This window comes from Neobacillus sp. DZ-9, from assembly GCF_059587065.1.
Window position 1 is genome coordinate 1 of the sequence record NZ_JCAIOL010000005.1, and the last position, 22,450, is coordinate 22,450.

Annotated in this window: 19 protein-coding genes, 13 tRNA genes and 1 rRNA gene; all 33 read left to right on the plus strand. The window is 41.3% G+C overall.

The genetic code is table 11. The features are described 5' to 3' along the window. Positions 1 to 159: 159 nt before the first annotated feature. The 33 genes from rrf (at position 160) to AC59HZ_RS15035 (ending at position 22,288) form a co-directional block, all read left to right on the plus strand. Positions 160 to 276: ribosomal RNA gene (gene rrf / locus AC59HZ_RS14875) — 5S ribosomal RNA — on the plus strand. Positions 277 to 305: 29 nt separating this feature from the next. Then, a tRNA-Thr gene (locus tag AC59HZ_RS14880) sits at positions 306 to 381 on the plus strand. 5 nt (positions 382 to 386) lie between these two features. Beyond that, positions 387 to 471: transfer RNA gene (locus AC59HZ_RS14885), tRNA-Leu, on the plus strand. A gap of 33 nt (positions 472 to 504) precedes the next feature. After that, positions 505 to 579 (plus strand) — tRNA-Gly (locus AC59HZ_RS14890). Between the two features lie 5 nt (positions 580 to 584). After that, positions 585 to 673: transfer RNA gene (locus AC59HZ_RS14895), tRNA-Leu, on the plus strand. Between the two features lie 61 nt (positions 674 to 734). After that, positions 735 to 811 (plus strand) — tRNA-Pro (locus tag AC59HZ_RS14900). A 28-nt stretch (positions 812 to 839) separates the two neighbouring features. Continuing rightward, positions 840 to 915, plus strand: a tRNA-Ala gene (locus AC59HZ_RS14905). Between the two features lie 18 nt (positions 916 to 933). Further along, positions 934 to 1,010, plus strand: a tRNA-Met gene (locus tag AC59HZ_RS14910). Positions 1,011 to 1,026: 16 nt separating this feature from the next. Further along, a tRNA-Ser gene (locus AC59HZ_RS14915) sits at positions 1,027 to 1,119 on the plus strand. Positions 1,120 to 1,137: 18 nt separating this feature from the next. Beyond that, positions 1,138 to 1,222: transfer RNA gene (locus tag AC59HZ_RS14920), tRNA-Tyr, on the plus strand. A gap of 39 nt (positions 1,223 to 1,261) precedes the next feature. After that, positions 1,262 to 1,332 (plus strand) — tRNA-Trp (locus AC59HZ_RS14925). A gap of 19 nt (positions 1,333 to 1,351) precedes the next feature. Then, positions 1,352 to 1,433, plus strand: a tRNA-Leu gene (locus AC59HZ_RS14930). A gap of 746 nt (positions 1,434 to 2,179) precedes the next feature. Then, positions 2,180 to 2,854, plus strand: coding sequence for a GntR family transcriptional regulator (locus tag AC59HZ_RS14935; RefSeq protein ID WP_496546605.1), 675 nt, complete (start codon positions 2,180 to 2,182; stop codon positions 2,852 to 2,854). A 244-nt stretch (positions 2,855 to 3,098) separates the two neighbouring features. Next, positions 3,099 to 4,463, plus strand: a complete 1,365-nt coding sequence (allB, locus tag AC59HZ_RS14940) for an allantoinase AllB (protein ID WP_496546606.1) — start codon at positions 3,099 to 3,101, stop codon at positions 4,461 to 4,463. A gap of 601 nt (positions 4,464 to 5,064) precedes the next feature. Further along, complete coding sequence (locus AC59HZ_RS14945) at positions 5,065 to 6,597, plus strand: ABC transporter substrate-binding protein (RefSeq protein WP_496546607.1); 1,533 nt, start codon at positions 5,065 to 5,067, stop codon at positions 6,595 to 6,597. Positions 6,598 to 6,714: 117 nt separating this feature from the next. Next, positions 6,715 to 7,653 (plus strand): nickel ABC transporter permease, encoded by a 939-nt coding sequence (nikB, locus tag AC59HZ_RS14950; RefSeq protein WP_496546608.1) that lies wholly within the window; start codon positions 6,715 to 6,717, stop codon positions 7,651 to 7,653. Between the two features lie 3 nt (positions 7,654 to 7,656). Next, positions 7,657 to 8,565: a nickel transporter permease gene (gene nikC / locus AC59HZ_RS14955; protein WP_496546609.1), complete on the plus strand. Its 909-nt coding sequence runs from the start codon at positions 7,657 to 7,659 to the stop codon at positions 8,563 to 8,565. 9 nt (positions 8,566 to 8,574) lie between these two features. Next, positions 8,575 to 9,588 carry an ABC transporter ATP-binding protein gene (locus AC59HZ_RS14960; RefSeq protein WP_496546610.1) on the plus strand — a complete coding sequence of 338 codons (1,014 nt, stop codon included), beginning with the start codon at positions 8,575 to 8,577 and terminating at the stop codon, positions 9,586 to 9,588. Continuing rightward, positions 9,578 to 10,552 carry an ABC transporter ATP-binding protein gene (locus tag AC59HZ_RS14965; protein WP_496546611.1) on the plus strand — a complete coding sequence of 325 codons (975 nt, stop codon included), beginning with the start codon at positions 9,578 to 9,580 and terminating at the stop codon, positions 10,550 to 10,552. The genes AC59HZ_RS14960 and AC59HZ_RS14965 overlap by 11 nt, the downstream gene beginning before the upstream one ends. Before the next feature lie 181 nt (positions 10,553 to 10,733). Then, a complete protein-coding gene (locus AC59HZ_RS14970; protein ID WP_496546612.1) occupies positions 10,734 to 11,816 on the plus strand; it encodes a sugar phosphate isomerase/epimerase family protein in 1,083 nt (360 codons plus the stop codon). Beyond that, positions 11,809 to 12,798, plus strand: a complete 990-nt coding sequence (locus AC59HZ_RS14975) for a sugar phosphate isomerase/epimerase family protein (RefSeq protein ID WP_496546613.1) — start codon at positions 11,809 to 11,811, stop codon at positions 12,796 to 12,798. Before AC59HZ_RS14970 ends, AC59HZ_RS14975 begins: the two co-directional genes overlap by 8 nt. Positions 12,799 to 12,841: 43 nt before the next feature. Then, positions 12,842 to 12,973, plus strand: coding sequence for a hypothetical protein (locus AC59HZ_RS14980; protein ID WP_496546614.1), 132 nt, complete (start codon positions 12,842 to 12,844; stop codon positions 12,971 to 12,973). 18 nt (positions 12,974 to 12,991) lie between these two features. Further along, on the plus strand, positions 12,992 to 14,470 hold the full coding sequence (locus AC59HZ_RS14985) for an amidohydrolase family protein (RefSeq protein ID WP_496546615.1): 1,479 nt from the start codon (positions 12,992 to 12,994) through the stop codon (positions 14,468 to 14,470). 338 nt (positions 14,471 to 14,808) lie between these two features. Next, positions 14,809 to 16,050, plus strand: a complete 1,242-nt coding sequence (locus tag AC59HZ_RS14990) for an esterase/lipase family protein (RefSeq protein WP_496546616.1) — start codon at positions 14,809 to 14,811, stop codon at positions 16,048 to 16,050. A 347-nt stretch (positions 16,051 to 16,397) separates the two neighbouring features. Then, positions 16,398 to 16,471, plus strand: a tRNA-Gly gene (locus AC59HZ_RS14995). 4 nt (positions 16,472 to 16,475) lie between these two features. Then, positions 16,476 to 16,549, plus strand: a tRNA-Ile gene (locus AC59HZ_RS15000). 99 nt (positions 16,550 to 16,648) lie between these two features. Further along, positions 16,649 to 17,002, plus strand: coding sequence for a DNA-formamidopyrimidine glycosylase family protein (locus AC59HZ_RS15005; RefSeq protein WP_496546617.1), 354 nt, complete (start codon positions 16,649 to 16,651; stop codon positions 17,000 to 17,002). Between the two features lie 46 nt (positions 17,003 to 17,048). Then, positions 17,049 to 17,459 carry a zinc finger domain-containing protein gene (locus tag AC59HZ_RS15010; protein WP_496546618.1) on the plus strand — a complete coding sequence of 137 codons (411 nt, stop codon included), beginning with the start codon at positions 17,049 to 17,051 and terminating at the stop codon, positions 17,457 to 17,459. Between the two features lie 201 nt (positions 17,460 to 17,660). Beyond that, positions 17,661 to 18,296 (plus strand): transcriptional regulator CcpN, encoded by a 636-nt coding sequence (gene ccpN, locus AC59HZ_RS15015; protein WP_430067132.1) that lies wholly within the window; start codon positions 17,661 to 17,663, stop codon positions 18,294 to 18,296. 17 nt (positions 18,297 to 18,313) lie between these two features. After that, on the plus strand, positions 18,314 to 19,129 hold the full coding sequence (locus AC59HZ_RS15020) for a pyruvate, water dikinase regulatory protein (RefSeq protein ID WP_496546619.1): 816 nt from the start codon (positions 18,314 to 18,316) through the stop codon (positions 19,127 to 19,129). Positions 19,130 to 19,131: 2 nt separating this feature from the next. Continuing rightward, positions 19,132 to 21,801 (plus strand): pyruvate, phosphate dikinase, encoded by a 2,670-nt coding sequence (gene ppdK / locus AC59HZ_RS15025; RefSeq protein WP_496546620.1) that lies wholly within the window; start codon positions 19,132 to 19,134, stop codon positions 21,799 to 21,801. 105 nt (positions 21,802 to 21,906) lie between these two features. Continuing rightward, positions 21,907 to 22,098: a YbxH family protein gene (locus tag AC59HZ_RS15030; protein WP_223590867.1), complete on the plus strand. Its 192-nt coding sequence runs from the start codon at positions 21,907 to 21,909 to the stop codon at positions 22,096 to 22,098. Positions 22,099 to 22,198: 100 nt separating this feature from the next. Continuing rightward, positions 22,199 to 22,288 carry a putative holin-like toxin gene (locus tag AC59HZ_RS15035; RefSeq protein ID WP_223590865.1) on the plus strand — a complete coding sequence of 30 codons (90 nt, stop codon included), beginning with the start codon at positions 22,199 to 22,201 and terminating at the stop codon, positions 22,286 to 22,288. Positions 22,289 to 22,450: the final 162 nt, after the last annotated feature.

Here is a 22,450-nt window from a genome sequence, read left to right on the forward strand (position 1 = left end):
TTGATAGGTCAGAGGTGGAAGCGCGGTGACGTGTGGAGCTGACTGATACTAATCGTTCGAGGACTTAACCAAGTCATATGAACATATGAAGGTGAACTCGTTTTTACAAACTTCTTCTGCATTATCTAGTTTTGAGGGAATGAACCCTTAATAAAATAGTCTGGTAATTATGGCGAGAAGGTCACACCCGTTCCCATACCGAACACGGAAGTTAAGCTTCTCAGCGCCGATGGTAGTTGGGGCACGCGCCCCTGTGAGAGTAGGACGTTGCCAGGCTGTTTACTTAATATTTATATGTAAATTATGCCGGTTTAGCTCAATTGGTAGAGCAACTGACTTGTAATCAGTAGGTTGGGGGTTCAAGTCCTCTAGCCGGCACCATTTATGCGGGTGTGGCGGAATTGGCAGACGCACCAGACTTAGGATCTGGCGCCGCAAGGCGTGGGGGTTCGACTCCCTTCACCCGCACCAAGTTTTTTACAAAGTAAATTAACTTAACATATTGCGGAAGTAGTTCAGTGGTAGAACACCACCTTGCCAAGGTGGGGGTCGCGGGTTCGAATCCCGTCTTCCGCTCCAAAAGTGCCGGGGTGGCGGAACTGGCAGACGCACAGGACTTAAAATCCTGCGGTAGGTGACTACCGTACCGGTTCGATTCCGGTCCTCGGCACCAAGTTTTTTTACGAAGTAAAATAAACAAAATTTCTTACGTTAGCAAAATAACTTTCATTATTCGGGAAGTAGCTCAGCTTGGTAGAGCACTTGGTTTGGGACCAAGGGGTCGCAGGTTCGAATCCTGTCTTCCCGACCAGTCGTGAGTATTTTTATAATAACAACATGGGGCCTTAGCTCAGCTGGGAGAGCGCCTGCTTTGCACGCAGGAGGTCAGCGGTTCGATCCCGCTAGGCTCCACCATATTTCAATACTATATTTGGCGGTGTAGCTCAGCTGGCTAGAGCGTACGGTTCATACCCGTAAGGTCGGGGGTTCGATCCCCTCCGCCGCTACCAATCAGTTTTTTATAACGGAGGAATACCCAAGTCCGGCTGAAGGGATCGGTCTTGAAAACCGACAGGCGGGTTAAACCGCGCGGGGGTTCGAATCCCTCTTCCTCCGCCATATTTATTTATCCTTTTTGGAGGGGTAGCGAAGTGGCTAAACGCGGCGGACTGTAAATCCGCTCCCTCAGGGTTCGGCGGTTCGAATCCGTCCCCCTCCACCAAAGTTTTTTCGCATTAGCGAAAATAACTTTCAATAACATAGGGGCATAGTTTAAAGGTAGAACTAAGGTCTCCAAAACCTTCAGTGTGGGTTCGATTCCTACTGCCCCTGTTTTTTTTATTATCACCTTGCCGATGTGGCGGAATTGGCAGACGCGCACGACTCAAAATCGTGTTCCGTGAGGAGTGTCGGTTCGACCCCGACCATCGGTATTGTTTTCTAGTAATGGAACGGAAAATCGCTGAAATACAGCGGTTTTTTTTTGTTGGTCAAAATCGGTGTCAGATTGGAAGGTCGTGAAAAGCTCAGCAGCTTTTTTTAGACACGCACGACCCACTCATAAAACATCTTGTCCTTCGTTGAAAAGAACGAAGGATTTTTTATGTGTGGGCGAAAATCTGGCAATAAGCAGCGGAATAATAATGAGAGGAAATTAGGGAATTATTATTAAAATGGAAAAAAAGGGAACGAGGTCGTTTAATACCCTATTCTCCTTTTTCGGTTAAGGTTAAAAAACAAATGTAATATTTTGTAAAAAATCAATTTAACTACTCACATGCAAGGCCAGTGGGTATGAACCCATTTTAACAAAAGGTGTGATCCACCTCATTTTATGGCAGTAGTGATCCCGCTACAAATAAAACAAGGTGCTTTATTGTGTATAAATCCTTATCTAAGAGATTAAAAAGTGACCCAAAAGTGAGATTTATTATATTAGCATTAACTATCTTGGTATCAGAGGTTAATTTTACCAACAATAAAGATATATCATAATAATATTCAGATTTTTCAGAAAATATGTTGCTATTTTAGAGAAAATATTGTAAACTTTTTTGTATAAGAGATTGTATACAATAATGTATGAAAAGAAAGATACAAGAAGGTTTTTCTTTTTTACTCATATTGTATACATTGTTGATTCCAGCATCGAGGCTCGAAAAAGGGAAGTGAAAAACAAATGAATTCGAAAGAACTTGAAATTTACAAGAACATTAAACAAGCAATCGTTCATCAAAAACTTCGGCCCAATATGCAGCTAGTCGAAAAAGAAATCGCTGAAGCTTTTGGTGTGAGCCGGACTCCAGTCCGTAATGTCCTTCGAAAGTTGTCATATGAACGGTTGGTAAAAATTATTGAGAATAAAGGGGCGTTTGTGACCTGGTTCTCGGTAAATGAAGCAAAAGAAGTATTTGAGATGAGACGAATTCTCGAATCCAATGCAGTTCGAAATGCCTGTCGTCTAGCGACAGAAGAGCAATTGCATGGATTTGGGAAACTAGTTGAATACGAACTTAATACTTATCAAGATGCTGACTACATTGAAGCGATTCAAATGTCTGGAAAATTTCATTTGAAGATAGCAGAACTTGCCAGAAACTCATACTTTTATCTGTATCTTGAAGACTTAATATCCCAATCTTCTGTTATTATCTCCATATATGGAGAGAGCCATGGAAAAAAAAGCACCTGTCTCCATCATCATCATATCTACAACGCCATTCAGCAACGGGATGAAGACCTTGCAGAAAAATTGGTAATAGAACATTTGAAAGAAATTGAAGATACCCTCCATTTTGATGAAAACCTTCAGATTCCTGCATCTTTGTCGGACTTATTTCAAAATAAGTTATAAATTGATCACACCTAAAACCCAATAAATTACGTTGATTTTCGGATACCATAAGCTGGAAGGTTCGCATGAACCCCAAAAAAAATACAGAAATGAAAAAAGACGTTCTTTGAAAGGAATGGGGTTGCCAATCTCATTTTGCTTAACTAGTTTTTTCTTTGCATGCAAATTTCAGAGTATTCAAATTAATTGTACCTTCTTTATTTTTCACAAGGTTTCGTGGATTACAGAAGAGAGGAGATCAGCAATGGGGTATGACTTAATTATTCAAAACGGTACGATCGTTTTTAAGGAAAACGTGAAAAAGGCAGATATAGCCATTAAAAATGGAAAAATAGTTGCCATTGCCGAGTGCTTAATTGGTACTGCTGATCAGATTGTTGATGCAACAGGTCAATTGGTAATGCCAGGGATGATCGATGCACATGTGCATATTTGTGAACCGGGGCGCACGGAGTGGGAGGGATTTGAAAGCGGTTCCAAAGCGTTGGCTGCTGGAGGCACCACATCCTACATCGATATGCCCTTGAATGCATTACCGGCAACAACGACAAAGGAAGCATTGGAATTAAAACTTGCGGCAGCAAAAGGGAAGAACTACATAGATTATGCTTTGTATGGGGGATTGGTTCCGGGAAATCTACAAAACTTGCAAGAGCTTTCTGATGTAGGCGTTGTAGCTTACAAGTGTTTCATGGCCACATGTGGAAGCGACTTACCAGGTGATTTTAAAAATGTTGATGATTATACGCTTTATGAAGGGATGAAAAAATTAGCCGAGCTTGAGCATGTCTTAGCCATCCACGCAGAGAATGCAGAGATTACGGACCGTCTAGCCCTAGAAATGATCAAGCGAGGAAAAACTTCAGCCTCCGATTTTGTCGCATCCCGCCCTATTTTTACCGAAGTAGATGCAGTAAAGCGGGCGTTATTATTAGGGAAAGAAACGGGTTGTAAATTGCATTTTGTGCATATTAGCAGTGCAGATGCAGTAGAAGAAATTATCACAGCACGAAATCAGGGACAGGATGTGAGCCTGGAATCATGTTCGCATTATTTTACAATCACGGCCAGTCAGTTTCAAGCAATTGGCCCCCTTGCCAAATGCTCACCCCCTTTACGGAGTAAGGTGGAACAGGAAAAATTGTGGGAAGCATTTAAACAAGCCAAAATTGATATGTTAACTTCAGATCATTCTCCTTGTCCACCCGAAATGAAGTTTAGTGCAACTAACAATATGTTTGAAGTGTGGGGAGGAATTACGGGATGCCAAAACAATGTAGATTTGATGTTTGATGAAGCAGTTAAAAAGCGTAAAGTGCCGGTAACCCAATTTGTCCGGATGATTGCAACCAATCCTGCCGAAAGGTTCAACCTTAGAGCGAAAGGTGAAATCGCCATCTCCAAAGATGCTGATATTATCTTGATTGATCCTAATCAATCCTATGAAGTAAAAGCAGAAAACTACTACTATCGACACAAGCATAGTCCGTATACCAATAGAAAGATTGATTGCCGGGTGACGAAGACATTCGTTAGGGGGCAGTTAGTCTATGACGTAGATGAAGGGATTGTCGGAAAACCCATTGGACAATTAATTCTTTCCCAATAATCTTCAAATTATATTGTGCGATCATAGAAAATCTCAATGACTCATGGTAAACGGAAAAAGGTAAATTTTGCATTAGATGGAAAACTATCAATTATTTAAAGTCTATTAAATTCTATTGAGAAAAGATTAGAGGAAAGGGAGGTAGGTATATCGATGCGTATCAGAATTAATGTTAGAAAATGCCTGAGGAAATGCTGAAAGAACCGTTAGGCAATCTCTGCCAAGCCAATGGAAGGGGGGCCGTACTATCCTAGATGTAAGTCCAGAACTCGACAAATCGGTAAACTGTGATGTCGTTAACGTATTACAAGGGGGAAATTGGACCCGTGTTTGACAAATTGCCTAAAAAAGTTTGGATCTCTGCGGTAAGGCAATGTCCTCCGCACCGATTAACGAGGAGGAAGTTGTCGGATTGTCAACACCACCTTAGCTGAGTGCAGTAGAATCTATGAAACTCATAAAGATACTTCAGTTTTATTATCGATCTCTTTTAAAGTTACAAAGAGTTATGAAATTGATGAAGTCGTACGCTGTTAATACGTTTTAGGTGATCCAAAAACCAATTATCGAGACAATCAAAAAAAATGAGGGGTGTGAAAAGATGGTTAAAAGATTTTCAGTTTTATTTATTGTTTTTATTCTGATTGTCAGTGTTATTGCCGGTTGCTCCAGTCAAGCTGGAAATAGTACAACTGACACAAATAGTACAAAGGATACTCTAACTATTGGGGTTCCAGAAGCGCCAGCTTATATGGATCCTCAGATTCAAGCTACCCTTGCTTCATACCGTGTAACAACACAGATTTTTGACAGGCTTGTAGCACTTGATAAAGATATGAAGGTTGTTCCTGCACTTGCGGAATCTTGGAAAGTAGAAAATGAAACAACTACCGTCTTCCATCTTCGCAAGGGTGTCAAGTTCCACAATGGGGAAGAAATGAAAGCTGAAGATGTTAAATTTAGTCTTGAACGAGCTATTGCAAGTGCAGGCGTAAATTACAATTACCTCATTATCAAGGACATCATTATTGTTGATGATTACACAATTAAGATTGTAACAAAACAACCTTTTAATGCTTTATTGTACAGGCTTTCGCTTGATGCAGCTGCAATAGTGAGCAAAAAGGCAGCTACGGGTGATAAAGATTTTAATAAACATCCCATTGGTGCCGGTCCATATAAGTTTGTCTCGTGGGATCTAGGTGGCGATGTTGTTTTAGAGGCATTTCCTGATTATTACAAGGGCAAACCCAAAATTAAGAAATTGATTTTCAAGCATATTCCTGAAGCTATCAACAGATCGATTGGTCTTGAAACTGGAGAAATTGGCTTAGCTTATGATTTAGGAATTACTGATTTGGATAAAGTCAAGAACAACAAAAATCTTAAGGTGAATGAAGCTGCCAGTACAACAGTATATTATCTTGGATTTAATACCAAAAAGCCTAACCTTGATGATGTTCGCGTCAGAAAAGCGATCGCCTATGCACTTAACACTAAGGACATTATTGATATCGTTTTTAACGGTACAGCAACTCCGGCTCATAATACGATGCTTCCACCGAACCTAGTTGGTTCTGCGCCCGATACTGTTACGTATGAATACAATTTAGACAAGGCGAAAAGCTTGCTTGCTGAAGCTGGACACCCAAATGGCTTTAAGACAACGCTTTGGGTTCCTGATACCCAGGTTCTAAAAAGTGCTGCAGAGGTAGTTCAGGGGCAACTTAGTAAGATTGGTATTGATGTTGAAGTCAAGTTGATGCAGTCAGCGACATTCTATTCTTCTACAGGAAAGGGTGAACATGACCTGGCCTTAATGACAAAAACATCTATCGATCCTGATAGTATGCTCAGAGCTATATATCATTCCGAAGCCTTTGGACTCTCGGGCAATCGTTCATTCTGGGCAACAAAAGAAGTTGATGCAATGTTAGATAAAGCAAGTGCGACAACTGATCGTAACGAGGCTAAGCAACTTTATGCAGAGGTACAGAAAACGGTGGCTGAGCAACTTCCGGTTGTACCAATAGCAATTGAGCACATAAATGCCGGGATGCAGTCAACAGTTAAGGGTTTTAACTTATATCCTGGAAAAACGCATTCCATTTATGGAACGTATTTTGAAAAATAAAGTTTTGACCTTAGTTTCATGCCGGTAAACCAACGGCATGAAACTAAGAAAATACAAACGGTCTGGTAAAAGCCGATTTTTTTAGGAGAGTAAATTAGAATTTTTTGGGGGTGCCAGATGCATAAATTTATTCTACGCAGGTTAGCCATGCTAATTCCCGTAATATTGGGGGTAAGTTTCATCGTTTTTTCAATTATGGATCTTACTCCCGGTGATCCTGTTGAGATGTATTTAGGTGATAACTATACAGCTGAGGCGCATGCTGAGATGACGAAGGAGCTAGGTCTCGATAAGCCATTTATTGTCCGTTATTTAAATTATATCGGACATGCGATTCAAGGTGATTTTGGTATTTCTTATTCAACACACCAACCAGTACTTGATGAAATTCTGGCACGATTCCCTAATACCCTCGTTCTTGCCATCGCTGCATTAATCTTTGCTATTGTGGTAGGTATTATATTGGGAACTATTTCAGCAGCTAAGCAAAATTCAATATTTGATTCAACGTCAACATTTACAGCTTTAATAGGAGTTTCAATGCCAAACTTTTGGTTTGGGTTAATGTTAATCATAATATTTGCCGCAGGTTTAGGGTGGTTTCCATCTTCAGAATTCAGTGGGGTAAAGTCCTTGGTTCTACCGGCAATTGCTTTAGGTACAAACTCGCTTGCCATAATTACACGAATGACACGTTCTTCCCTTTTGGAAACAATCAGGCAGGACTATGTCAGAACAGCACGTGCCAAGGGACTCAAGGAGTATAAAGTAATTATTAAACATGCGCTTCGGAATGCAATGATACCAATCATTACCATATCGGGGTTGCAGTTTGGTTTTCTTATTAGCGGCGCTGTGGTTATAGAGACTGTCTTTTCTTGGCCTGGAATTGGCAGACTTCTTGTCGAGGCAATAAAATTAAAAGATACGCCTATTGTATTATCACTTGTCCTTATTAAAGCAGCAATGTTTACGGTTATTAATCTAGGCACTGATATTATGTACGCATTTTTTGATCCGCGTATTAGGGCACAGTACAAGGCGAAGAGGGTGTAGGGGATGAATACAACCATAATACCGAGTAAGAACCAAAGAACTGAAATATTAACGGAAAAGAAAAAAAAGTCCCAGTTGGTTTCTATCTGGAAACGCTTAAGGAAGAATAAACTGGCAGTTGCTGGCTTAGTAATATTAATTTTTATCATTCTTTCGGCTGCTTTTGCAAATGTTTTATTTGATTATAAGACAGAAGTAATTCAACAAAATGCCGCAGAGAGGCTGCAACCACCATCAGCAAAACATTGGCTTGGAACTGATGAATTAGGAAGAGATATTCTGGCAAGAATCGTTCATGGTGCGAGAGTTTCAATTCCTATTGCGTTTACAACCATTCTAATTGCTACGGTTGTAGGTGGTTTAATCGGGGCCATTTCCGGTTATGGAAGTAAAAGAGTCGACAATATCATTATGCGGATTATGGATATTTTTCTTGCCATCCCTGGAATTTTGTTATCAATTGCCATTGTAGCTGCGCTTGGCCCAAGTTTGAGGAATTTGATGATTGCTATAAGTATAGCAAATATACCTCCTTTCGCTAGAATCGTAAGAGCCTCTGTTCTGTCCATTCGTAACGAAGAGTTTATTGAAGCAGCTAGAGCGATTGGTGCAAATGATGTACGAATTATATTTAAACACATCATTCCCAATTCTATGGCTCCTGTAATTGTTCAAGCAACTTTGTGTATCGCTGGGTCGATATTAGAAATAGCCGCCTTAAGCTTCATCGGACTCGGTATTCAGCCACCTGCTCCTGAATGGGGGGCCATGCTCAGTAGTGGACGGCAGTATATACGATACGCATGGTGGATTTGCGCATTCCCTGGTATCGCGATTATGTTAACCATTCTTTCTCTCAATCTACTTGGGGATGGATTGCGTGATGCTTTGGACCCTAAATTGAAAAATTAGGAGGTAACTATGACTGGTAGCAAACTACTTGAAATTAAAGATCTTAATGTTGAGTATAGAACGGATGATGAAATTGTTTATGCAGTTAACTCCCTTGATTTGAGTTTAAGTTCCGGAGAAAGCCTTGGTCTGGTGGGGGAGACAGGCGCAGGTAAATCAACAACAGCACTCAGCATTTTGCAGCTTGTTGCTGACCCCCCGGGGAAGATAACGGGCGGTGAAATTCTTTTTGAGGGTGAAGACCTTCTAAAAGCAAAAAGGGATTTTCTTCGTCATATCCGAGGAAACAAAATATCCATGATTTTTCAAGATCCTATGACCAGCCTTAATCCTGTTTATTCCGTTGGCGACCAAATTGCGGAAGTAATTTATCTCCATGAGAAATGCAGTAAAGCGGAAGCGCAGCAAAAGGCTGCTGATATGTTGGAAATGGTCGGTATTCCTAAGGATCGGTATGATGAATTTCCACATCAATTTTCAGGAGGAATGAAGCAGAGGGTTGTCATCGCCATGAGTATTGCATGTTCGCCAAAACTTATCTTGGCGGATGAACCAACGACAGCGCTTGATGTAACGATTCAAGCACAGGTGCTAGAATTGATGAATGATTTGAAAGTTAAGTTGAACACTTCGCTTCTTCTCATTACGCATGACCTCGGTGTTGTTGCTCAGGTATGTGACAGAGTCGCCATTATGTATGCTGGTGAGATTGTAGAAATCGGAACGGTTGAGGAAGTGTTTGAACATCCAAAACATCCGTATACGATAGGCCTTTTTAGATCAATTCCTTCGCTGGATGAAAAGGTTGATAGATTAAAGCCGATAAAAGGGCAGATGCCGGATCCTACAAATTTGCCATCGGGTTGTAAATTCCATCCGCGTTGCCCGCACATGAATGAAGTCTGTACGAAAATGAAACCGGCAATGACGAATGTTGCAGGAACTCATATAGTGAAATGTCTTATCCACGAGGGCAAACTTGATTCTACTGAGTCTATGGAGGAAGTCAATTATGTCAGATAATATTCTGGAGGTTAGGAACCTTAAAAAGCATTTTAAATCGAAAAACGGAACACTTCATGCCGTCGATGATGTTTCTTTCAGTATTAAGCGCGGTCAAACATTGGGGCTTGTAGGCGAATCAGGCTGCGGGAAGTCAACAATAGGACGCTTAATATTAGGGCTTCATCAAGCGACAAGTGGGGAAATACTCTTCAATGGGCAAGACATCTGTAAAATGAATAAGAAGCAGATTCATGACTTGCGAAAAGAGTTGCAAATTATTTTTCAGGACCCGTTTGCCTCACTAAATCCGAGGATGTCCATTGGTGAAATTATTGGAGAACCGCTCTTAATCTATAAAAAAGTAAAGCGGGCGGAACTTGATTCCGAAGTCAGACGTTTAATGGATGTTGTGGGATTAAGTAAAAGATTTATCAATTCTTATCCCCATGAGCTTGATGGGGGACGGCGGCAGCGTGTTGGAATTGCAAGAGCACTTTCCTTGAATCCACAGTTTATTGTTTGCGATGAACCAGTATCTTCTTTGGATGTTTCGATTCAGGCACAGGTTCTGAATTTGCTTAAGGACCTTCAGGCTGAATATGGTCTGACTTATCTATTTATCACCCATGATTTATCAGTCGTAAAATATTTTTCAGACAAGATAGCGGTTATGTATCTTGGGCAGCTTGTTGAAATTGCAGAATCAGATGAATTGTTTAAAAAGACTGTTCATCCCTATACACAAGCATTGCTTTCTGCAATACCCGTCCCGAACATACGGCAAAAGATGCAGCGAGTTAAACTTATTGGAGAACTGACAAGTCCAATTGATCCTGAACCTGGCTGCAGGTTTGCAAAACGATGTTTGTATAGTCAGGCACAATGTGTAGGTCAAGATTTAGAGCTCAAGGATTTTGGAAATAGCCACTTTTGCTCATGCTGCAGAGCCGATGAGTTACTCAATACCACCATAAGTCAGTAAGAATCAAGTGTATGAAAATCATCCAATCGTTACACGACCAGAACTGAGACATAGTTGAGCAAGTGACGCCGCAGTAGTTGGAGATAATGGGACAGCATGTTTGCCAAATTTCCACGGAAAAAATATTCAGAATCTACTAAATATTATATAAAAAAGGAAATCGGGAAAGGATGTTTTAGCGATGCGTATTGGAATTGATGGTAGAAAAATACCTGAGTCAAAAGTGAGAGGACCTTTAGGCGCTCTCGATCATGCCAAAAGTCTTGGGATGGAAGGAGTATTTTTCCGAACCATCCTAGATGTAAGCCCGAAACTCGACAAATCGGTGATTCGTGAAGTCCGTCAGCGTGCCGACGAGCTCGGACTCTACCTTGAAGCAGGTCTTGGTAAGGTAAATCCCTTTGCACTTCCCGAAACACCTGAGATACGAGATATCGGTGATGGGGATACTTTACTCGGATTTCGTAGAATGATGGAGGCTTGCGCAGAATTCGATATTAGAGAACTTTGGATTTCCACTGCAGGAATAAAACAACAATACAGAGGGCGATTCACTACAGACCGCTTCAGAACTGATGTTTCCTGGGAAGACCAGCTAGAGGCCACACGGCGCTTCATGATGAAGCTTAAGCCGATTGCTTTGGACCTCGGGATCCACTTGAATCTTGAAACACACGAGGAGATTACTACATTTGAAATTCTCCGCCTTATCGAATCTATCGGTGAGGATGTTGTAGGAATTGTCTTTGATACAGGTAACATCCATATTCGAGGTGAGCATCCGGTCTATGCCGCTAAGCGCATTGCTCCATACGTACGTCAGACACACCTAAAGGACGCTTATGTTGAACTTATAGAAGATGGTGCATATTACCAGTCACGTATGATCGGATCAGGTCTTGTCGATTTTACTGCCGTCCTTACTGAACTGAACAAATATCGCCCTGACCTTAACTTAACAATTGAATGTGATCCTCCACGATTGGGTGCGGTAAAAGGTGAGCCGCACTTTCTAGAACTTTATAACCCAGAATGGATCGCGGGACATCCCGACCTTTCACGTGAAGAATTTGCCGCATATTTTGAACTCGTTCGTGAGTTCACTGAACGGATTCGTAATGGAATGGTCAAGAGCTGGCAGCAGCATAACTCAGAGACCTTTGAGTACCCCGAAGCTATCCAATGTATCGAGTCGTCAAGACAGCACATTGAAAATATCTGTCATGAAATTGGGATCACGAGGGGAGCAAGGGCCCATGTTTGACAAGTTGCCTAAGACTGTTGGAATCTTCGCGAAGGATCTCTGCGGTTCATCATTTAATGTACGGGATTCGGTTCAGGCGGCACTCCATCATGGGTTAAAAGGTTCTTTCATTGGGACCGCCCTCAATGCCAGTCCGACATTGGATCAGTGGGAACTGGAAGACATCCGGCAAGTCGCACAGGAATCAGGCATCACACTTGGACTCCAGATCGGGATGCTTAATCCCTATAGGCCTGAACGATCCTCCGATGCATTGAAAGTCGGAAACGGAGACCTTGCATGTGGTTTGCTTAAGTTGACGGAGGCGGCTCTCCACCTCGGACAACCTAATGTGATGTTGGTAGTTGGTAAGGAAGAAGACCGCTTTAATCGTTCAGTGGCTTGGTCCGACCAATTGGCAGAGGTCTCCTCGTTCTTGAAACGACTTGAACCCGACCTCCGTTCGCTAGGGTCACGTGTGCTCATCAAGACTCACGAAGAAATCACTTCTTGGGAGGTTCTACGACTACTCGAAGTACTCGATCCCAATCTTTTTGGTGTTGCCTTCGATCCAGTGAACGTTATCGTACGCATGGAAGATCCGATAGCAGCGGCGGACCGTCTCGCGGGTCTTATTGGGCAAGTCCACGTTGACGATGCACGTCTCCTGTGGAGCGGCCGAGGCTACTCCCGATTACTCTGCCCAGTGGGTAAGGGATGCATCGACTGGCCAGCCCTGATGGCACGAATCAGCGCAAGTGACCCAGATGCCTGGTATTGGGGGGAGATCCATCGCGCTGAACTAGATATACCGTTCCTTAACGAGGGCTGGTTCGACGATCATCCAGATATAGAAACTAATGAAGTGGCGACGTGGATCTCGAAAGGAATGCCGCTGTCCGAATCGCCGCTGTCCCTAGTGGGAGATATTGATGAACGAATACGCACTGTTACCAGGTACCTAACCCGTATTGATGCTGGGCTAAATCAAACCACCTCTTGAAGGTGGTTTGTGACTTAATAATTTATGTAAAGGAGAAATAATTTTGAATGAAGCCCAAATAGAAATACTACAATGGGTAGAAAACAATCAGAAGCAAATTATTCAATTTCTACAAGAGCTTGACCATGCCAGAGCATATGTGGATGAAAGAAGATATGATCCTAATAACCAGTAGGGTAGAAAGGATATTAAGATGAAAATAAAGATAAAAGGAAGATATGTCATCGGGTTTGATGGACAGGATCATGTAATTCTCAAAGATGGGGAAGTAGTCTATGAACGGGATACCATCGTTTTCGTTGGTCATGAGTATGAAGGTGAAGTAGATAAAGTGATCGATGTGGGAAATTCAGTCGTAAGCCCAGGTTTTATTGATTTGAACGCCTTAGGAGACATTGACCATGATCTCATACACCTTGAGGCAGATGCGGCGAAATCAAAGAACCTCCTATGGTCAGAAGAATATTTTCTTAAGGGCTATCATGAAGTGATGACACCAGAAGAAGAGGCATTCAAATCGTTATATGCGTACGTGCAATTAATCATGCACGGCGTAACAACCGCCATGCCGATTACATCCGTTTTCTATAAACGATGGGCTGAAACCTACGAAGAATTGGAGGCAGCAGCCCACCATGCGGGGGAGCTTGGGATCCGCATATACATGGGGCCAAGCTACCAGTCCGGGATGAGAGTCGTCAAGCCTAATGGGGAAACGGAGGTATACTGGAACGAAAAAGAGGGCGAAGATGGCCTCAAGCGTGCGGTGGAATTCGTGAAAAATTTCGACGGAGCATACAACGGGCTGATTCGTGGAATGCTTGCACCTGAGCGGATTGAAACGCAGACACAGAAAAATCTAATCAATACGAAGCGATACAGCGAAGAACTAGGTTGCCCAATTAAGCTGCATGCAGCACAGGGGATATTTGAATACAACGAAATCCAACGTAGATACCACAAGACTCCAATCCAATTCCTTTATGATTTGGGATTTCTGGGGCGCAGTACTGCCATACCACATGGCCATTATATAGCGGGTTACAGCGGTGTCAGTACGGGAGAAGGTAATGATCTGGAACTGCTGAAGGAAACGCAAACAACCGTCATTCACTGTCCCCTCGTCATAGGTCGACATGGTTCAGCCCTTGAAACGTTTGCCAGGTATAAAAGGAAAGGGATTAATCTTGCTATCGGGACGGATACCTTCCCGCCGGATCTGTTCCAAAACATCCGATCAGGCAGTATGATTTCACGAATACTTGAAGGCGAGGTCAAAGACTCGACCTATGCAGATTTTTACCGTGCTGCAACGTTAGGAGGGGCGCAATTCCTAGGGAGAGAAGATCTAGGGCGGCTGGCTCCCGGGGCAAAAGCGGATATTATTGCTATTGATCTTGATGGATTCCACATGGGAACCATAGGAGATCCGATTAGGACGATGCTTTCGTGTGGATCGGGAAGAGATGTGAAGTTATCGATAATCAATGGACGAATCGTCATGAAAGACAGGCAAATTCCAAACCTCGACCTTGAAGAAATCAAGACGAAAGGTCAACGGTACTTCGATAAAATGAGTCTGGGATATTTGGAAAGAGATTATCAGCATCTGCCAAAGAATGAATTATTTAACCCGTCTTTCAAAGTGGTGGAAAAATACATAAAAGGCTGAATCAAACCACCTGTTCAACAGGGGTTTGATTTAGCATATTAGCGCATGATACTTGCATCGTCTTTCGCAAGCAGGTCATCATCTTCCCACTCAGATATTGAAAATCAAATTTAGGAGTCGCTGTTGCGGCTCTATTTCCTTATTAACCTAAGTGTGCAGGTTGAAGAAGGAATGGATATAATGGTGATTTGGTCCCGAAAAACGAAATTAATAAAATGAATAGAAATTTATAGTACAAGAGGATTCCTACAAATGTAGGGTCCTTTTTTATTTGTTTTCTTTTAAAATAAAATTGTAATTCAAAAAATTTTAAAAATTTATCAAAGGGGGTATCAAAAATGCGATATGTCTTATCATCACTTTCCTTATTCAGCTTGCTCATGCCAGCTTTCTCAGCAAGTGCTGAATCTTCTTCAACAGCTGAAACTTCCGGTAATGACTATCCAATTGTATTAGTACATGGGCTTACAGGATGGGGACGGGATGAATTGTTTGGCTTCAAATATTGGGGAGGCACAAATGACCTTGAACAATACTTGAATAACAGCGGACATAGAACGTTTACTGCTGAGGTTGGACCAATTTCTAGTAACTGGGATAGGGCGGTGGAACTTTATTACTATATAAAAGGTGGAACGGTTGACTATGGGGCAGTCCATGCAAAAGAGTTTGGGCACGCAAGATATGGACAGACTTTTCCTGGCCATTATAGCGAATGGAATGGTAAAAATAAAATTCATCTTGTTGGGCATAGTATGGGCGGACAAACTATTAGAACGCTGACAGAGCTATTGGAAAATGGAAACGAGTCTGAACAAGAATATTATAAGACGCACCCTGAGGAAGGAATTTCTCCACTGTTTGAAGGAGGAAAGCATTGGGTTCATAGTGTTACCACTCTGGCTACACCCAATAATGGTTCTACGTATGCTGATGCAGAAACAGTAAAAACGCTTGTCAAAAATATGGTTGCTGATTTTGCCGCTGTAACTGGAGCTGGTGGTGAAAATATCGTTTATGATTTCAAGATGGACCAATGGGGATTGAAACGAAAACCAGAAGAATTCTTCCTTACTTATATGGAGCGTGTCATGAATAGCTCAATTTGGACAAGTAAAGATATAAGTTCTTATGATTTAAACACTGTCGGAGCTGCTGAACTTAACAACTGGGTGAAAACCAATCAAGATGTATACTATTTTTCATATACTGGGGATGCCTCCTATAAAGGGCTTTTGACTGGTCATTATTATCCTCTGCCAACCATGACTCCTCTGTTATGGGATACAAGTCTGTTCATTGGATCTTATACAAGAACAAACACCGCACCTGTGATTGACAAATCTTGGTGGCAAAACGATGGTATTGTTAACGTGAAATCTTCCAAATATCCATTCGGACAGGCAAATAAACCATTTGACGGCACGATTCAAAAAGGAGTTTGGAACTATTATCCCGTCCAATACACATGGGATCACTTCGATTTTGTTGGATTAAGTGAAGCTCATGTTATTGGAATTAGACAAATTAATGACTTCTATTTAAAAATCGCCAATCAACTCCATGGACTTCCAAAATGAGCTAATTTCATTGACCAAGAGCATGTAAAAATAGGGGATGCGGTAAATGAAAAGGGGTTTTCATTGCCTGGCAACCCGAAAAAAGAGGGGATACGGTAAATGAATCGGGCTTTCATTGCCCGCTAACCCAAAAAAAGAGGAGATACTGTAATTGAAACAGGCTTTCATTGCTCTAGAACCAAAAAATGAGAACTCAGGGTCATTGAAAAAAATTTGATTGACCGGATACCAAAATAAAATAGGTGTTCGGTTAATCAAAAGACCTTACCTACTACGAGATATTATGAATATCTAGACAAATATATAAATTACTGTTATAATTATTTAGGTCGTTGAGAATAACATATGCGGGTGTAGTTTAGTGGTAAAACCTCAGCCTTCCAAGCTGATGTTGTGAGTTCGATTCTCATCACCCGCTCCAATTTGGGCCTATAGCTCAGCTGGTTAGAGCGCACGCCTGATAAGCGTGAGGTCGATGGTTCGAGTCCATTTAGGCCCATCATATCGTTTTAGAGAAACCGAACAATTTTTGTTCGGTTTTTTTGTGTCTTTGGGGAAAATAATTCAAAGAAAAGATCTTTATGTGGAGGTACATGAAATGCCAGAACTTTCGGAAATGGAAAACTATAAAATCCTGTTAAACGAAAGGATACCTGGTCAGGTTATTACCGATGTACAAGTAAACAGGGAAAAATCAATTAATCTTAATCCTACTCTATTTATCAATACCGTTAAGCAGCAAAAAGTCCTCAATATAAACAGGCGTGGGAAACATTTGCTTTTTCAACTGCAAAATGGACAAATCCTTCTTTTGCACCTAATGCTCGGAGGCTGGATGTTTTATGGGTCTGAAGCGGACAAACCAAAACGAACGGTTTCAAATCCGGTTATCGTTCGGGCTAAATCATTTATATTTTATCGGTTTAAGACTAGGATATCTTCACCTTTATAATCAATCAGAAGTCGAAAAGGAGATTTCCCATTTAGGCACCGAACCATTGTCAGACGATTTCACAGTTAATGACTTTTTATTAAGAATCATTAAAAAACATGGACGCTTGAAAACAGCGTTGCTGGATCAAGAATTCATAGCTGGTATTGGCAATTGCTATTCTGCTCAAATATGCTTCCATGCAAAGATTTTACCAACAAAAGATATAGATGATATTACCGAAATGGGAAAAGGACAGTTATATCAATCTATGAAATTCGTCCTTCAGGAAGCCCTAAAACACGGAGGATATCTTGAAAATCCATTTTATTATGTCGACAAGTTAACTGGAAGCTTTTATAAAATACGCAAAGTTTACGACAGAAAAGGTGGGACATCTATAAGGTGTGGAGCGATAATCATCGAAGAAATGATTTCTTCAAGGAAAACTTTTTATTGTCCTAATTGTCAGAAATAGATCCCGCGATCAATAGCGGGGAAATTTTTTAAAAAAATAATCTAAATATTCAAAATAAATAGTTTTCTATTTTGTCAAAAAAAAGTATAAGTTATTGTTTCGGTTTTGTATCAAATGTAATATACTATATACAAATAAGTATAACACATTTAAAATTATTCTATAAAATAAGATACCTAATGGAAAAGTGAGGGGGTGTTAATGATTAAACTAACGAAACGCCAGGATGAGATTCTTGAAATCGTTAAGCAGAATGGACCTATAACAGGGAAGGAAATCGCAGAGAAATTATCTTTAACCAGGGCAGCATTAAGGCCGGATCTCGCTATCTTAACCATGTCAGGAAACTTGGATGCAAGACCAAGAGTCGGTTATTTTTTTAATGATAATTATGAAGTTAAGCTCCAAGCTAAGGAATTTATCCATCAAAAAGTGACGGATTACAAAGCACATCCAATTGTAGTTGAAAAATCGACCTCGGTTTACGACGCTATAGTCCAATTATTTTTAGAGGATGTTGGTACCCTTTATGCCGTAGATACAGAAGGGCATTTGGCTGGAGTGATTTCCCGTAAAGATTTGCTTAGAGCATCATTAGGAAACAGGAATCTTCATGAATTGCCGGTCAGTGTGATCATGACGAGGATGCCGAATATCATCACCATTAATCCAGATGAAACTCTGCTTGAAGCAGCGAAAAAAATGATAAATAACCACATAGACTCCTTACCAGTTGTTAAGGAAGAGCAAAACAATACATATTTGCTAGTGGGACGAATTACAAAAACGACAATAACGAAAGCCTATTTGGAAATTATGGAAGAAAAATCACACTAAGGGGAGAGGCTGTCATTTTGGTACAGAAAGAGGTTGTCTATGTAGTTTCTGACTCAGTAGGGGAAACGGCTGAGTTTGTAGTAAAAGCAGTGGCAACACAATTTAACGGAGGACAGGTTGAAATCCGCCGCAATTCCTATGTCGATGACTTTGAGGATATTGAAGATGTCATCATGCTGGCGAAACGAGGTCACTCCATTATTGCGTATACCATTGTTATTCCTTCTTTAAAGGAATATATAGATCAACGTGCTTCCGAAGAAGGTATTTTAGCAGTTGATTTGCTCGGTCCCTTGATGAATGCATTTGCAACAAGGTTCAATAAGCAGCCGCATCACCGTCCAGGATTAATGAGAAAGCTGGATGAGGAATATTTCAAGAAAATTGAAGCGATTGAATTTGCCGTAAAATATGATGATGGCCGTGACCCTAGGGGAATTACCAAAGCTGATATAGTCCTAATTGGAGTTTCAAGGACCTCCAAAACACCTTTGTCGATGTATTTAGCTCATCAGCGCTTTAAGGTCGCGAACGTACCCTTAGTTCCAGAAGTACCGCCGCCAGATGAATTGTTCCAAGTTCCGCGGAAAAATTGTATCGGCTTAATCATTTCACCAGATAAATTAAACGAAATTCGCAAGGAGCGCTTAAAGGCTTTGGGGCTCGGCTCGCAGGCAAATTATGCAAGCTTCCAGCGAATCTTAGACGAACTCGATCATGCGGAAAAAATTATGAAGCGGGTTGGCTGTCCGATCATTGACGTTTCAAATAAAGCAGTAGAAGAAACTGCGGGTTTAATTTTAGATGTGTTGAAAAAAGAGAGGAGCTTTTAATCATGGAGAAATTCGTTTACTTATTTCACGAAGGTAATGGCGATATGAGAGAATTGCTAGGTGGAAAAGGAGCAAATCTAGCAGAAATGACCCGGATTGGTTTACCAGTGCCGTATGGCTTTACGATTACGACGCAAGCATGTAATGCCTACTATGAAGCTAGCAAAACCATCCCAACAATCGTAGAAAAGCAAACTATAGAAGCTCTTACCCGTTTAGAAGAAAAAATGGGCAAAAAATTAGGTGACCCGAAAAATCCATTACTAGTATCTGTTCGTTCTGGATCTGTTTTTTCAATGCCTGGGATGATGGACACCATATTAAATCTGGGAATGAATGATGAAACAGTTGTAGGGATGGCGAAATTAACGAATAATGCTCGTTTTGCCTATGATTCATACCGCCGTTTTATTCAAATGTTTAGTAATGTCGTTCTTGAAATCGATACGTATTTCTTCGAACAATTTTTAGAAGAAACCCGCGAGCAAAAAGGCTATTCCTCTGACCCTGAAATGACCGCAGAAGACTGGCAGGAGGTTATTGCCGGGTATAAAGGAATTGTTAAAAAGCATACGAGAAAAGACTTCCCACAAGATCCAAAAGAACAGCTTTTCCTTGCCATTAATGCCGTATTTAACTCTTGGAATAACCAACGTGCGATTGTATACCGCCGCCTCAATAAAATTCCTGATCATCTTGGAACAGCTGTTAATATTCAAAGTATGGTGTTTGGTAACATGGGCGATGACTCTGGCACAGGTGTAGCGTTCACAAGAAATCCCTCAACGGGGGAGCACGCGCTATATGGTGAATATTTAATTAATGCCCAAGGTGAGGATGTGGTGGCCGGAATTCGTACTCCGCAGCCGATTGCCACTTTAAAGGATGAAATGCCTGGTGTTTTCAAGCAATTTGCTGATACCTGCAAACGTTTAGAGCAGCATTATAAAGAAATGCAGGATATTGAATTTACGGTTGAACGCGGAAAGCTCTTCATCCTGCAAACCCGTAACGGAAAGCGTACAGCTCAAGCTGCGATTCGAATTGCCGTTGAAATGGTAGAAGAGGGTATTCTTGATAAGAAAACAGCGCTGCTTCGTGTCGATCCCGATCAATTAAATCAATTGCTGCACCGCCGTATTGATGACAAATTTGAAAAAAGAATTTTAGCAAAGGGCTTACCGGCGTCCCCAGGAGCGGCAACAGGGAAGGTAGTCTTTGATGCTGATGAAGCAGAAGTTTTGGGGAATGATGGGAAAAAAGTAATTCTCGTTCGTCCAGAAACAACTCCTGATGATATTCATGGAATCGTAGCTTCTCAAGCGATTTTAACAAGCCGTGGAGGAATGACCAGCCACGCAGCTGTTGTCGCACGCGGAATGGGGAAAGCTTGTATTTGCGGCTGTGAAGCTTTGAAAATTGATTTAAAAGCCAAACAATTTACGATTGGTGAAACCGTCGTTAACTATGGTGACATTATTACCATCGACGGCTCAACGGGTGAAATTATGCTCGGAGAAATTCCAATGATCGACCCTGAGCTTTCAGATGAGTTCCAGCTGCTGCTGGCTTGGGCTGATCAAGAACGAAAACTAGGTGTTCGAGCTAATGCTGATAATCCAGAGGATGCAAAGAAAGCATTTGAATTTGGGGCAGGCGGAATTGGGCTTTGCCGTACGGAACATATGTTTATGGACCTGAAGCGGATTCCAATTGTTCAAAAAATGATATTAGCGGAGCATTACAGTGAAAGAATGGAAGCATTAGATGAGCTTCTACCAATGCAGCAAGGCGACTTTGAAGGGATTTTTGAAGCGATGCAAGGCTTCCCGGTAACCATCCGTTTACTAGACCCGCCATTACATGAATTTTTACCAGATAAAGAGGAACTTTTAGTAGAAGTGACAAAGCTGCAAATTTTAAATCCGCAATCACCTGAATTAAAGAAAAAAGAACTATTGCTTAAAAAAGTTCGTCAATTAGATGAATTCAATCCAATGCTCGGTCACCGCGGCTGCCGCCTTGGTATGATTCATCCGGAAATTTATGATATGCAAGCGAAAGCGATTTTCTATGCAGCAGCAAAGCTTTCGGAAAAAGGCATTGAAGTACAGCCGGAAATCATGATTCCGCTTGTTGGCCATGTGAATGAATTAAAGCAGATGCGACAGCTGGTTATTGATGCGGCTGTTAAGATTCAAGAGGAAACAGGGAAAACATTCCAATATACAATTGGAACGATGATTGAAATCCCTCGTGCTGCTTTGACGGCTGACCAAATTGCTTCGGAAGCTGATTTCTTCTCATTTGGAACGAATGATTTAACACAAACAACCTTCGGGTATAGCCGTGATGATGCCGAAGGCAAATTCCTTCAAGCATATATTGAAAACAAAGTATTGCCAGAAAATCCATTTGCAGTACTAGACCAGGATGGTGTTGGTAAGCTTGTTGAAACAGGTGTAAAGCTTGGCCGCAGCACAAAGCCATCGTTAAAAACAGGAATCTGTGGTGAGCATGGCGGTGAAAAGAGCTCGATTGATTTCTGCTACCGCACAGGATTAGACTACGTCAGCTGCTCGCCATACCGTGTGCCTCTTGCAAGATTGGCAGCTGCACAGGCAACAATTCGTCATGAGTTGAATAAAGAAGAGGTTTATACAACAGCTTAACACTAAATTAGGACGGTTACCTTGAAAGGTACCGTCCCTTTTAATGGGATTATACTTTTATTTTCTGCTTATACTAAAAAAAATCATGGAAAAGGGAGTAATGATATGGGGGCAATTGAACGCAACGGGTACCGGTTTGTACCAGAGTATAGTATCATTCAACAGAACGGAGCCATACATGTTTACAACAAAGATCATTTCATAGAGGAAATTCAATTTCAGTTTTCTGGAAAATTTCCTGAATTAGATCAAATCGAGGACCTGGTTGACCGATATTGCGATTTACATAACATTTAACGGAACGCTTGTTCGATAAAGAGATAAATGCTATAATTAAAAATGCAATAGAATTGAATTTCTCAAGGGTGGGCGGCACACTTCCGATTGGAAGGAGGTGATGCTTTTGACAGTTTTTCAAGCATTGATGTTAGCTATTTCCTTTGCTAGTCTCATTGTCACGGTTCTGTCTTTCCACAAAAAAAAATAATCCACCCTTGAGCCGGCAAGCATAAGCGGTGGATTACTGCCTTATATGCCGATTCCCCTGAGGGAAACAGCTATTGCATGACCGAGTCGTCTAGTCATGCTCGGTCTTTTTTACTATATGAGATTCTATACTAACATTATACATAACTTCTTAGAAAAAAGA

Excerpts from the sequence above, each read along its gene's own strand:
- AC59HZ_RS14970 (WP_496546612.1), top strand. The coding sequence starts at position 10,734 with ATGCGTATTGGAATTGATGGTAGAAAAATACCTGAGTCAAAAGTGAGA.
- nikB (WP_496546608.1), top strand. The coding sequence starts at position 6,715 with ATGCATAAATTTATTCTACGCAGGTTAGCCATGCTAATTCCCGTAATA.
- AC59HZ_RS14985 (WP_496546615.1), top strand. The coding sequence starts at position 12,992 with ATGAAAATAAAGATAAAAGGAAGATATGTCATCGGGTTTGATGGACAG.
- AC59HZ_RS15005 (WP_496546617.1), top strand. The coding sequence starts at position 16,649 with ATGCCAGAACTTTCGGAAATGGAAAACTATAAAATCCTGTTAAACGAA.
- AC59HZ_RS14990 (WP_496546616.1), top strand. The coding sequence starts at position 14,809 with ATGCGATATGTCTTATCATCACTTTCCTTATTCAGCTTGCTCATGCCA.
- AC59HZ_RS14960 (WP_496546610.1), top strand. The coding sequence starts at position 8,575 with ATGACTGGTAGCAAACTACTTGAAATTAAAGATCTTAATGTTGAGTAT.
- ccpN (WP_430067132.1), top strand. The coding sequence starts at position 17,661 with ATGATTAAACTAACGAAACGCCAGGATGAGATTCTTGAAATCGTTAAG.
- nikC (WP_496546609.1), top strand. The coding sequence starts at position 7,657 with ATGAATACAACCATAATACCGAGTAAGAACCAAAGAACTGAAATATTA.
- AC59HZ_RS15035 (WP_223590865.1), top strand. The coding sequence starts at position 22,199 with ATGCTTTTGACAGTTTTTCAAGCATTGATGTTAGCTATTTCCTTTGCT.
- AC59HZ_RS15030 (WP_223590867.1), top strand. The coding sequence starts at position 21,907 with ATGGGGGCAATTGAACGCAACGGGTACCGGTTTGTACCAGAGTATAGT.
- allB (WP_496546606.1), top strand. The coding sequence starts at position 3,099 with ATGGGGTATGACTTAATTATTCAAAACGGTACGATCGTTTTTAAGGAA.
- AC59HZ_RS14945 (WP_496546607.1), top strand. The coding sequence starts at position 5,065 with ATGGTTAAAAGATTTTCAGTTTTATTTATTGTTTTTATTCTGATTGTC.
- AC59HZ_RS14965 (WP_496546611.1), top strand. The coding sequence starts at position 9,578 with ATGTCAGATAATATTCTGGAGGTTAGGAACCTTAAAAAGCATTTTAAA.
- ppdK (WP_496546620.1), top strand. The coding sequence starts at position 19,132 with ATGGAGAAATTCGTTTACTTATTTCACGAAGGTAATGGCGATATGAGA.
- AC59HZ_RS14935 (WP_496546605.1), top strand. The coding sequence starts at position 2,180 with ATGAATTCGAAAGAACTTGAAATTTACAAGAACATTAAACAAGCAATC.
- AC59HZ_RS14975 (WP_496546613.1), top strand. The coding sequence starts at position 11,809 with ATGTTTGACAAGTTGCCTAAGACTGTTGGAATCTTCGCGAAGGATCTC.